Origin of the sequence: Peribacillus asahii, from assembly GCF_003570725.1 — a bacterium.
GTDB lineage: Bacteria > Bacillota > Bacilli > Bacillales > DSM-1321 > Peribacillus > Peribacillus asahii.
The window spans coordinates 1-12697 of the sequence record NZ_QWVS01000034.1 but is presented as its reverse complement, the minus strand read 5'-3'; the positions used below and the strand labels follow the sequence as shown (position 1 = coordinate 12697).

The 12697-nt window shown below is 39.3% G+C and carries 11 protein-coding genes and 1 other annotated feature; all 11 genes read right to left on the bottom strand.

From position 1 onward, the window contains the following. Window positions 1-654, bottom strand: coding sequence for a serine O-acetyltransferase (gene cysE / locus D1953_RS16035; RefSeq protein ID WP_119118191.1), 654 nt, complete (start codon window positions 652-654; stop codon window positions 1-3). Window positions 655-936: 282 nt separating this feature from the next. Continuing rightward, window positions 937-1181: a binding site (T-box leader), on the bottom strand. 43 nt (window positions 1182-1224) lie between these two features. Next, entirely contained in the window at window positions 1225-2682 is a 1458-nt protein-coding gene (gene gltX, locus D1953_RS16030) for a glutamate--tRNA ligase (RefSeq protein WP_119118190.1), read from the bottom strand. A 98-nt stretch (window positions 2683-2780) separates the two neighbouring features. Beyond that, window positions 2781-3260: a 2-C-methyl-D-erythritol 2,4-cyclodiphosphate synthase gene (gene ispF, locus D1953_RS16025; RefSeq protein ID WP_119118189.1), complete on the bottom strand. Its 480-nt coding sequence runs from the start codon at window positions 3258-3260 to the stop codon at window positions 2781-2783. A 5-nt stretch (window positions 3261-3265) separates the two neighbouring features. Further along, window positions 3266-3970: a 2-C-methyl-D-erythritol 4-phosphate cytidylyltransferase gene (gene ispD, locus D1953_RS16020; protein WP_119118188.1), complete on the bottom strand. Its 705-nt coding sequence runs from the start codon at window positions 3968-3970 to the stop codon at window positions 3266-3268. A gap of 13 nt (window positions 3971-3983) precedes the next feature. Further along, window positions 3984-5072: a PIN/TRAM domain-containing protein gene (locus tag D1953_RS16015; RefSeq protein WP_119118187.1), complete on the bottom strand. Its 1089-nt coding sequence runs from the start codon at window positions 5070-5072 to the stop codon at window positions 3984-3986. 181 nt (window positions 5073-5253) lie between these two features. Further along, entirely contained in the window at window positions 5254-6327 is a 1074-nt protein-coding gene (disA, locus tag D1953_RS16010; RefSeq protein WP_119118186.1) for a DNA integrity scanning diadenylate cyclase DisA, read from the bottom strand. Between the two features lie 3 nt (window positions 6328-6330). Beyond that, complete coding sequence (radA, locus tag D1953_RS16005) at window positions 6331-7719, bottom strand: DNA repair protein RadA (protein ID WP_119118185.1); 1389 nt, start codon at window positions 7717-7719, stop codon at window positions 6331-6333. A gap of 192 nt (window positions 7720-7911) precedes the next feature. Continuing rightward, window positions 7912-10350 carry an ATP-dependent protease ATP-binding subunit ClpC gene (clpC, locus tag D1953_RS16000; RefSeq protein WP_119118184.1) on the bottom strand — a complete coding sequence of 813 codons (2439 nt, stop codon included), beginning with the start codon at window positions 10348-10350 and terminating at the stop codon, window positions 7912-7914. Window positions 10351-10363: 13 nt separating this feature from the next. Continuing rightward, window positions 10364-11440, bottom strand: coding sequence for a protein-arginine kinase McsB (gene mcsB / locus D1953_RS15995; protein WP_119118183.1), 1077 nt, complete (start codon window positions 11438-11440; stop codon window positions 10364-10366). Next, window positions 11437-11988: a protein-arginine kinase activator protein McsA gene (mcsA, locus tag D1953_RS15990; protein WP_119118182.1), complete on the bottom strand. Its 552-nt coding sequence runs from the start codon at window positions 11986-11988 to the stop codon at window positions 11437-11439. Before mcsA ends, mcsB begins: the two co-directional genes overlap by 4 nt. Window positions 11989-12009: 21 nt before the next feature. Further along, window positions 12010-12471 (bottom strand): CtsR family transcriptional regulator, encoded by a 462-nt coding sequence (locus D1953_RS15985; RefSeq protein ID WP_119118181.1) that lies wholly within the window; start codon window positions 12469-12471, stop codon window positions 12010-12012. Window positions 12472-12697 lie beyond the last annotated feature (226 nt).

Sequence of the window (12697 nt, the reverse complement as noted above, 5' to 3'; positions counted from 1 at the left end):
TTATAAACTCCTTTCTTCCTGCTTTCGAGCCAATTCCAATTCCATTTTCAATTTTTTAATTTCTGTCTCTAGCTCTTTAAAGCGGTCTGTAATAGGATCAGGAAGATCTGAATGATTAAGGTCTTTACCTATCTTAACACCATCTTGGATGACGACTTTCCCCGGAATCCCCACAACCGTTGAATTAGGGGGCACTTCTTTCAACACAACAGAACCTGCCCCAATCTTTGAATTTTCTCCTACTGTAATTGAACCTAACACTTTTGCACCTGTTGCAATTAACACATTATCTTGAATCGTCGGATGACGCTTACCTTTTTCTTTTCCTGTTCCACCAAGTGTAACCCCTTGGAAAACGGATACATTATCCCCAATTTCACATGTTTCTCCAATCACGATCCCCATCCCATGATCAATAAAGAAACGACGGCCAATTTTTGCACCTGGATGAATTTCAATTCCTGTGAAAAAGCGACTAATCTGTGAAATGACTCTGGCAATAAAATAGAGCTTTCTTTTATAAAATGCATGAGCAATTCGATGGTTCCAAATAGCATGAAGACCTGAATAAGTTAAGATAACTTCTAAATAACTACGCGCTGCTGGATCTTGATCAAAAACAACTTCAACATCCTCTTTAAACATTTTAAACAATGTAATCCCCCCATAGTTCGATACTCACTTATCTCTACAACCCAAACACTTCTTTACTTCCTCAACTGGATATACCCCTACAATCACAGTTAACCATAATAAAGATACGCCCCTTGTTCATATAAAGATAGACTTTTTATAGCTCAATTCATATATGTAATAGAGCCTTAAAAAGAACAAACATACAAGCGGCTTATTCAGTCCTGGCCAGCGTTAAAAAGCCGGAAGATACAGCCGTTTATATTTCCCCTGTAAAAAACAAAAAGCGTCCCTGTCTAAATAGACAGAGACGCTAATAGAAAGCGCGGTTCCACTCTGTTTGGAATGATAAACATAGGTTAAACATTCGTTTTACCATTCCCAACTTTTATCCGGATAACGGAGGACAGCCGCCTTTGCCTACTATTCATTCAGCAAAGTACTCAAGGGTGCATTTCAAAAAACGAGGGGCCTGAACCACTTTCAGCAAGTTATGGTTCTCTCTATTAAAGCATCGTTTTCCTACTTCTCCCTATCAACGCGTTTAACTTGTAAGATTATTTAATACTATATTATATTTTTGGCAAATTGTTAATATAAAATACTTTGCAAGCGTTGTTTAATTTTTTCTTTTCCTAACAGAGCAATCGCTTTTGGTAAATCCGGACCATGTGTTTGACCTGTTGCCGCTGCACGAATCGGCATAAATAGCTTCTTGCCTTTATGCCCTGTGCTTTTTTGAACAGCTTTAATGGATTTCTTAATTTCTTCCGCTGTAAAGGCTTCTAATGCTTCAATTTCTTGAAGAAAAGCTTGCATGACTTCCGGCACTTGCTCTTCCGCTAACACCTCTTTCGCTTCCTCTTCATATTCCAATTCTTCTTTAAAGAACAATTGAGATAAATCAACGATCTCTGCTCCATAGCTCATTTGCTCTTGGTATAGGCCAATTAAATCACGAACCCATTCATCCTGCTCGGCTGTACGCACCTCTGCTACTTTTCCTGCTTTAATCAAATGTGGTAAAGAAATTTCAACCGCACGATCCAGGTCAAGCTGCTTTACGTATTGATTGTTTAACCAAGTTAATTTTTGCTGATCGAAAAGCGCTGGTGACTTCGATAACCGCCCTGCATCAAACAGTTTAATAAACTCTTCTTTTGAGAAAATTTCTTCCTCGCCGCCTGGATGCCAGCCTAAAAGCGCGATAAAATTAAACAATGCTTGCGGTACATATCCTAATGCCTCATACTGCTCAATAAATTGAATAATGGACTCATCACGTTTACTTAATTTCTTTCGGCTCTCATTCACGATTAACGTCATATGACCGAAAATTGGCGCTTCCCAACCAAATGCTTCATAAATCATCAATTGCTTTGGTGTATTAGAAATATGATCATCCCCACGTAAAACATGAGAAATCTTCATCAAGTGATCATCCACAGCTACAGCAAAGTTATAAGTAGGAATTCCGTCCTTCTTCACGATAACCCAATCACCGATGCCCTCTGATTCAAAAGATACTTCATCTTTCACCATATCTTGGAATGTATATACTTTACCTTCAGGAACGACAAAACGAATGCTCGGCTTTCTACCTTCCGCCTCTAACTTCGCTTGCTCCTCAGCCGTTAAATGACGGCACTTTCCAGAATACCTTGGCGTCTCGTTCTTTGCCTGCTGCGCTTCACGTTCCGCTTCCAGCTCTTCTTCTGTACAGTAGCATTTATACGCTAATCCTTTATCTAATAGTTCTTCATACAATTTTTTATAAATATCATTTCTCTCTGACTGACGATATGGTCCATACTCGCCGCCAACATCAATACTTTCATCCCAATCCATACCTAGCCATTTTAAATATTTTAGTTGGCTTTCTTCGCCACCCTCAATATTACGCTTCGTATCTGTATCTTCAATACGAATAATAAACTTACCGCCTTTGTTTCGTGCATATAAATAATTAAATAAAGCCGTACGGGCATTTCCTATATGTAAATGTCCAGTTGGACTCGGTGCATATCGAACTCGGATTTCGCTGCTCATGTCTAACTCCTCCTAAATACTTACGAATTTACCGTTATATATTTTATCACTTAAACAGGCTCGAATAAAGGAAACTTCGATTCATAGATGAACGACTTTTAATTCGATTTCATCAATAGTACAACAGCTTGAGCAGCAATCCCTTCCTTGCGCCCTGTGAAGCCTAACTTCTCTGTTGTTGTTGCTTTGACGTTTACTTGCTCCACCGTCGCCTCTAATAGCTGAGCAATCCGCTCACGCATTGCTTCAATATAAGGCGCCATTTTGGGGCTTTGGGCAATAATCGTACAATCAATATTTCCCAGCTTGTAGCCTTCTTGTTTCACTAGATTCCAAACATGCTCAAGAAGCTTGGCAGAGTCTGCATCTTTAAACTCAGGGTCTGTATCAGGAAAATGTTTTCCGATATCTCCAGCGCCAATCGCTCCAAGTACGGCATCAGCTACAGTATGAAGCAATACATCCGCATCCGAGTGGCCAAGCAGCCCTTTCTCATAAGGGATTGTAATGCCGCCAATAATTAACGGTCTTCCTTCTACCAACTGATGAACATCGAACCCTTGTCCAATTCGAAACATTCCATTCACTCCTTCTCTTTCTCCATCTTCCTCTTCGCCTGCTTATGTAAAATAGCTTCGGCAAAATAAAGATCTTCTTGTGTCGTAATTTTTATATTATCATAATCGCCTTCAATAATAACCACTTGTTCACCCATCCGCTCTAAAAGGCTGGCATCATCTGTACCAAGAAATTCATCTACTTCTGCCTGTTTATGTGCTTTATATAAAATAGGCACACGAAAAGCTTGTGGCGTTTGTACCGCCCACAAGCTTGATCGTTCAACGGTCTCCACTACAGATCGTTCTTTCACCCTTTTAATCGTATCCTTAACTGGTACAGCAACGATTGCTCCAGCATGAAGGGAAGCGGCTTCCGTTAATGAATGAATCAAAGACTGATCAATAAACGGGCGTGCTCCATCATGTACAAGCACAAATTCCTCATTCGCATGCTTTAAACCGTTAAAAACACTTTGTTGCCGTTCCGCCCCGCCAGCTACTAATTTCTTTACTTTCCTCATTCCATAAGCATCCATTAATTCGGTAAAATAAGCCTCTTCCGCTGGATTAATGACTAAAATGATACCTTGACAATGAGGATCCGCCTCAAATACTCGCAGCGTATAAATAATAATGGGAATCCCTGAAAGTTCAATAAATAGCTTGTTCTTCCCAGCTTTCATTCTTTTCCCTTGTCCCGCCGCGGGAATCACCACTTCATACAACATAACCGTTTCTCCTCTATAACGCTTTCTCTAATTGCTTCGGTTTCGCAAAAATCATTCGTCCGGCAGACGTTTGCAGTACACTCGTAACAAGCACATCCAGTCGTTTTCCAATATAATCTCTTCCACCTTCGACTACAATCATCGTCCCATCATCTAAATAGGCTACACCTTGATTCTGCTCTTTCCCATCCTTAATTACTTGCACACTCATTTCTTCACCCGGAAGAACGACCGGCTTTACCGCATTGGCCAAATCATTAATATTTAATACAGCTACTTTTTGAAATTCACACACTTTATTCAAATTAAAATCATTGGTCACTACAATGCCGCCTGTTACCTTAGCAAGCTTTACTAGCTTACTATCTACTTCCTGAATATCTTCAAAATCTCCTTCATACATTTCCACCTTAATCGGCACATCTTTTTGAATACGATTCAAAATATCCAAACCTCGGCGACCGCGGTTTCTTTTTAACGCATCAGAAGAGTCTGCAATATGTTGAAGTTCATTCAATACAAACTGTGGAATGACAATTGTCCCTTCTAAAAAGCCTGTTTGACAAATGTCTGCAATTCGGCCATCAATAATAACACTAGTATCTAAGATTTTTAATTTATGATTTGACTCTTCTTCAATTTCCTCACTAGCTACATGTTTCTTTTTATTTGCTTTCAAAAATAGATTCAATAATTCATCGCGCTTTTTCACACCTACTTGAAAACCGAAATAACCAAATAACAACGTTAAAATAATTGGCACAATGGTATCTAGTATTGGTACGCGAATCGCATTAAATGCTGAACTGATAAGGTAAGCCACGACTAAACCGACCAACAGCCCCAAACTACCAAAAATAATATCTGTAATGGGGACTTTAACAAGCTGCTCTTCTAACCACTTCATAAAGTTTAAAACATAATCCAATAACCAAAACGTAAGAAGATAAAAAATAATAGCTCCCAGGAGTACACTTGCATAAGGATTATTTAAAATAGCTACATCATCGGCACGTAACACCACTAATAATTCCGGAATAAGAAACATACCGAGTGTTCCACCAATTATTAAAAAGCAGGCCTGTATAATCCGCTTTAACATCATTTCACCTCCCTCTCTCCATTATGAACAATTTTATACAAATACAATCATATATACTTCAGTTAAACGAGATAAAAGCTAAAAAGGATTTCTTTTTAAGCCTAGCACCGTACCAATTACGTGTCAAAAAGGAAGTCCCTCTCATTTTTCAGGGGAATTTGAGAAGAATAGGCCCATTTATCTACATCCTTCTATCTGTCACAAGTTGGTTTTTTAGAATACGAAGCCCCTCTTTAATCTTATTGGCACGTACTTCGCCAATTCCCTCAACATCATCCAATTCCGCAACAGAAGCTTTATGAATATCAGCAAAGCTGCCAAACCGTTGTACTAGATTTTCAATAATTAACCCCGGAAGACGAGAAATTTTGTGCAGCATGCGATAGCCTCTAGCATGTACTAATTCATCAAGATGAACATATCCATTATATCCCAATATTTTCAATAGAGCACCCTCATCTAAATTCTCCTGCATGGCTAATTCTTGGAGTTTAGCCACAACAAAATCAGGGTTTTCATCGTTTTTACATGCATAGTCTTTAATAAGCCATTTCCCTTCCGTTTCGATATCAGCAAGAATTTCATTCATTTGTAAACGAATAAGGCGCCCTTCTGTACCTAATTCATGTAAATACGCGACAAGCTCTGCTTTAATACGCAATACCATCACATATCGATGAAACACTTGAAGCAGGTCCGCAAACGTGACGATTTCCTCATATTCTAAAACACCTAAAACGGCAATACTTTGCTGCAACACAACTTTATATTTCTCTAACGTTTGAATCGCTAAATTAGCCTTTGCCAAAATAACACCAATATCTTTTAACGCGTAACGAAAATTCCCTTGGTATAAGGTAATGACATTACGTCGCTGAGAAATAGCAATAACAAGCGACTTTGTCTCCCGTGCAACCCGCTCCGCTGTTCGGTGACGCATGCCTGTTTCTGTAGAAGAAACACTAATATCAGGGACAAGCTGGGCATTCGCAAGCAAAATCGTATCTGCTTTTTCATTTACAATAATCCCGCCATCCATTTTAGCTAGTTCATATAATGTACTGGACGTACAAGGACAATTAATTTTAAATCCCCCATCGACAATCGAACGAACTTTTTCATTGTACCCAACGACTATTAAACCACCTGTATTGGCTCGGAGTACATTCTCAATCCCTTCACGTAATGGAGTCCCTGGCGCAACAAGTTGCAAAATGTCTAACTTTATTTTTTCATAAAGTTTTTTATCGTTCATATTTTACCCCCCTAATGCGTATTGAAGCGCTTCTGCTACGGATGAAACGCCTATAACCTCAACCTCTTTTGGTACCGTCCAACCAACCATATTATTGGATGGAAGAAGCACCCGCTCAAATCCAAGTTTTGCAGCTTCTTGAACACGTTGCTCGATTCTAGATACCCGTCTAACTTCCCCTGTTAAGCCTACTTCACCGATAAAGCAATCTGTGGGTCTTGTTGGTTTATCTCGAAAGCTGGAAGCAATACTAATTGCAACCGCTAAATCAATTGCCGGCTCATCCAGTTTCACACCGCCAGCTACCTTTAAATAAGCATCTTGATTTTGCAGCAGTAAACCGACACGCTTCTCTAATACGGCCATTAACAATGACACTCGATTATGATCAAGGCCTGTAGCCATACGACGCGGGTTCCCAAAGCTTGTTGGTGAAATTAAAGCTTGAATTTCAACGAGGACTGGTCTCGTTCCTTCCATCGAGGCAACAACAGTCGAACCCGAGGCTCCCTGGGACCGTTCCTCTAGAAAAATCTCAGATGGATTGGCTACCTCTTCTAAGCCATCTTCTTTCATTTCAAAAATCCCCATCTCGTTTGTCGAACCGAAACGATTTTTCACTGCTCGAATAATTCGATATGTATGATGTCGCTCTCCTTCAAAATATAACACCGTATCGACCATATGTTCGAGTAGGCGTGGACCTGCAATCGCTCCTTCTTTCGTAACATGCCCGACAATAAAAATGGCAATGCCCTTTGTCTTTCCAATTCGCATTAATGTAGCTGTACATTCACGCACTTGGGAGACACTTCCTGGTGCAGATGTAACTTCGGATTGATAGACTGTTTGAATCGAATCGATAATTACTAAATCAGGATTCACTTCATTAATAGCATGTTGAATATAATCCATATCTGTTTCAGAATAAACAAATAGATTCTCAGATGCCACACCAAGGCGGTCTGCCCTTAACTTCGTTTGCTTCACCGATTCTTCTCCGGAAATGTAGAGCACTTTCTTTCCTTTGTGAGCAAGCTGCGAGGATACTTGGAGAAGCAAAGTTGATTTCCCAATTCCCGGATCACCGCCAATTAAAACAAGCGAACCTTGCACAATACCGCCGCCAAGAGCACGATTTAATTCTGCTAAATCGGTGGCAATACGCGGCTCTTGCTCCGTTTGAATTGTCGTAATTGGAGCAGCTTTAATTCTTTCTCCTGTCCCAATCTGTGTATCAGAGTGAGCAAACGCTCCCCTTCTTCCCGGCTTTACAATTTCGACTTCCTCAACCATCTTGTTCCACTCGCCGCACCCAGGACATTTCCCCATCCACTTCGGTGATTCATATCCACATGACTGACACATAAATTTTGTTTTCTTTTTAGCCACTCTACTTGCTCCTTCTACCCTAAACTGGGTATTAATAAAAGATATTACACATAGACTCTATTTAATCCTTTTTGGAAACGTCTTCATACGTATATTTTATAAAAATTAACCTGAAGCTAGTTTTTTATTGTATATAAAAACAGAGGTACATGCATTTATTGCAGTGTACCTCGGTGTTTTTTTGTTCTTTAATTATTCATGCGGAACAGCTTCAGGCTGTTTAATAGTTAATGCCCCATCTACTAGGTCTAGTACAACCTTTTGTCCTTTTTGAACATTTCCTTTTAATAGTTCTTCAGAAAGGAAGTCTTCCACATGTTTTTGTAAAGCTCGACGGATTGGACGTGCACCGTATTCTGGATCAAATCCTTCTTTAGCAATTTTCTCCTTTGCTGCCTCTGTTAGCTCTAGGAAAATATCTTGCTCTTTTAAACGGTTAATTAATTGATCAGCCATTAATGAAACAATCTCTGTTAAATGCTTTTTCTCTAATGAGTGGAACACAATTGTTTCGTCGATACGGTTTAGGAATTCAGGACGGAAAGCACGTTTTAATTCTTCCATCACTTTTCCTTTCATATCTTTGTAATCTTGGCCTTCATCTTGAATATTAAATCCGACATATTTATTCGCTTTTAACGCCGCTGCACCAACATTCGATGTCAAAATTAAAATCGTGTTACGGAAATCAACGGTACGACCTTTTGAATCTGTTAATCTTCCGTCTTCCAATACTTGGAGTAAAATATTAAACACATCTGGATGCGCTTTTTCAATTTCATCCAGCAACACGACAGAGTATGGTTTACGGCGAACTTTTTCCGTTAATTGACCGCCTTCTTCATATCCAACATAACCTGGAGGTGAACCGACTAGACGAGATGTTGAATGCTTCTCCATGTATTCTGACATATCAATGCGAATCATGGCATCTTCATCACCAAAGATTGATTCAGCTAGGGCACGGGCAAGTTCCGTTTTCCCAACCCCTGTAGGACCTAAGAAAATGAATGAACCGATTGGACGCTTCGGATCTTTTAATCCTGCTCTTGCACGGCGAACTGCTTTTGAAACAGCGATGACTGCTTCTTCTTGACCAATTACACGATCATGAAGAATCGATTCCATATTTAGCAGTTTATCAGATTCTGTTTGAGCTAATCTTGTTACCGGTACACCTGTCCAGCTCGATACAACATGAGCAATATCTTCAACGGTTACTTCACTATTTTCTTGGCCTTGTTTCTCTTTCCACGTTTTCTTCGTTTCTTCCAGTTGCTCACGTAAACGTTGTTCTGTATCACGAAGAGAAGCGGCTTTTTCGAACTCTTGACTTTGAACAGAAGCATCCTTTTCTTTACGAACCTCTTCTAATTTCACTTCCAACTCTTTTAAATTTGGTGGCGTTGTATAAGAACGTAAACGTACTTTTGAACCTGCTTCATCAATTAAGTCAATTGCCTTATCTGGTAAGAATCGGTCAGAGATATAACGGTCCGATAATTTAACCGCCGCATCAATTGCTTCATCTGTAATTGATACACGGTGATGTGCTTCATAACGGTCACGTAACCCTTTTAAAATTTGAATGGACTCTTCAATCGTTGGCTCATCCACTTGAATTGGCTGGAAACGGCGTTCAAGTGCTGCATCTTTTTCAATATATTTACGATACTCATCAAGCGTTGTTGCCCCGATGCATTGAAGCTCCCCACGTGCTAATGAAGGTTTTAAAATATTAGAAGCATCAATAGCACCTTCTGCGCCGCCTGCACCGATTAACGTATGCAATTCATCGATAAATAAAATAATGTTTCCAGCTTGGCGAATTTCATCCATAACTTTTTTCAAACGGTCTTCAAATTCACCACGATACTTTGTACCAGCCACGACCGTACCCATATCAAGCGTCATAACTCGTTTATCTCGCAAAATTTCTGGGACTTCATTGTTAATAATTTGCTGCGCTAAGCCTTCTGCAATCGCTGTTTTACCAACACCAGGTTCTCCAATAAGAACAGGATTGTTTTTTGTACGGCGACTTAACACCTCAATGACACGTTGAATTTCTTTACTGCGCCCAATAACAGGATCTAAACTGCCTTCACGAGCAATTGCAGTTAAATCACGTGCTAAACTGTCTAATGTTGGTGTGCTAGCATTCGCTGCTGCCGCGCCTTGATGCCCGCCAGATTCATTACTTCCTAGCAATTGAAGAACTTGCTGACGTGCCTTGTTCAAGCTAACACCTAGATTGTTTAACACACGAGCCGCTACTCCCTCACCTTCACGAATAAGCCCTAATAGAACATGCTCCGTGCCTACATATGAGTGTCCTAGCTTTCTTGCTTCATCCATAGAAAGTTCAATGACTTTTTTAGCTCTTGGTGTATAGTGAATCGTTTGAGACGTATCCTGACCACGTCCAATCAGATTTTCCACTTCTTTTTGAATTTTATCTGCACCTAAGCCAAGGGCATATAGCGCTTTCGCTGCAATCCCTTCGCCTTCACGTACTAAGCCTAGAAGGATATGTTCTGTACCAATATTATTATGACCTAAACGAATTGCTTCTTCTTGAGCCAGTGCTAATACCTTTTGAGCTCTCTCAGTAAAACGACCAAACATCATAGTGAATTCCTCCTTAAGAATGTTCTTTTGTATCTAAGTTTAAACGCTCTCGGATGAGGGCCGCGCGACGCATATCCCTTTCATAAGGTCTTAATGGTCCACCGGCATATTTTTGTAGAAAGCCTGGTTGCGTTAAAATCATTAATTCATTGAGGATGCTCTCTGAAATATTTTGAATGTATCCTAAATCTATTCCTAACCTCACATCAGAAATGCAAGTAGACGCTTCCTTCGTTTCGATAATCCTTGCGTTTGACAAAATTCCGTAAGAACGGAAAACTCTATCTTCTAATTGTATGTTTGAGGTTTTCACTAATGCTTCTCTTGCTGCTCTTTCTTGGGCAATAATTTGTTGAACAACACTTGTTAAATCCTCAACGATGTCTTTTTCAGACTTACCAAGCGTAATCTGATTAGATATTTGAAAGATATTCCCTAACGCTTGACTGCCTTCACCATACATCCCGCGAACAACAAGACCAAGCTGATTGATGGCTGGGATGATTTTATTAATTTGCTGGGTCAAGACTAACCCTGGTAAATGCATCATAACTGAAGCACGTAAGCCTGTGCCAACATTCGTCGGGCAGCTCGTTAAGTATCCTCTCTCTTCATCATATGCATAGTCAATTGCTTCTTCTAACCAATCATCCAATATATTTGCTAATTGTAAGGCTTTTTCTAGCTGCAGTCCTGACATTAAACACTGGATTCTTACATGGTCTTCTTCATTAATCATCACACTAATGACTTCATCGTCTGATAATAAACAAGCTCCGTGTGTAGATTCATCAACGAGTTTAGGACTGATTAAATGTTTTTCAACAAGCACACGTTTTTCTAATGCCTGAAGTTGCTCCATTTCTATCATTTCTAATTGACCAATCTCTGAATTCACTTCTGATTCCAAACGCTTTTTGATCAATTCAAGAATGGATTTTGCCTCTTCGTGTGAAAATAATGTTGGAAAGGTATAGTCTTTAAAATTTCTAGCAAGTCGAACGCGGGAGCTTAAGACGATATCGGATTCAGGTCCTTCATGATTCATCCAAGAACTGAGGGCATTTTGTAAAAATTTCTCTAAACTCATGACTCATCCCCCTCACCCTGTGCATGAACCCGTTTTTCCAAAGCCCTAATTTTATCTCGAATCTCCGCAGCTTTTTCGAATTCTTCTTGGTCGATATAAGTTTTTAACGTATCTTTCATCTCGGCCAGTTGTTTTTTTAGATGAAGCGCACCACCAATTCTTTTAGGAATTTTACCTATATGAGCAGTATTACCGCTATGCACTCTCTTTAAAATAGGAATAAGCTGTTTATTGAAAGTTTCACAGCAGGTCGCACATCCAAATTTACCGATACGAACAAATTCCCTAAAAGAAAGCTGACAGTGCGGACAACGTACTTCCTCTGTCTTTGGGAAAGAATTCGCCTTAGGGTGTTGAAAATTAGACTCTATATTCAATAGCCCTGCTAATAAGTTATTAATTGAAAAACCAGATCCTCCATTATCCATAAACAGATCGCTTTTTCCTTGAGCACATTTTTCGCAAATATGCACCTCGGTTGTTTCGCCATTTACAATTTTCGTAAAATGAAGGGCAGCTGGCCTCTGATTACATTCTTGGCATATCATGCACTCTCACCCCTGCAAGACTCATTTATATTTTAACGTAGTAAGCATCGCAGTTAAAATTCTTGCCCTTAATTCATCTCGATCAGGTAAATCGATATAAATAACTGATCGATCAATAACACTCATCATAATCTTTGCTTCTCGATGATTGATAATATCTTCATTAATGAGCCGATCAATAATTCCTTCTGCAGTTGATTGTGAGACTCTAGAGCCGATAATAGAGATTAACTGATCAATAAGATGGGCGTGTTCTTGTGATTTGATTTTCATAATCCGAATATAACCGCCGCCACCACGTTTACTTTCTACCAGAAATCCTCTTTCAATTGTAAATCTTGTGTTAATAACATAATTAATTTGAGAAGGAACACATTGAAATTTATCTGCAATTTCACTTCTTTTAATTTCTAAAATGTCTCTTTGACTCATTTCTAATATTTGCTTTAAATAACTTTCGATAATATCGGATATGTTTCTCACTCAACCTCCTCCATCCTGACTTTGACTATATTTGACTAATATTATACAACGAAAATTATAATTTGCAAATTAAATACCTTTATATTTTGTATTTTTTGTATGATATAGGATAAGTTTCCCCTAATATATCCGTGATTACACATGCATAGAAAAAAATTCATAAAAAAAATCAGCTTTTCAGCTGATTTCATGTATGCTTGGCGACGTCCTACTCTCACAGGGGGAA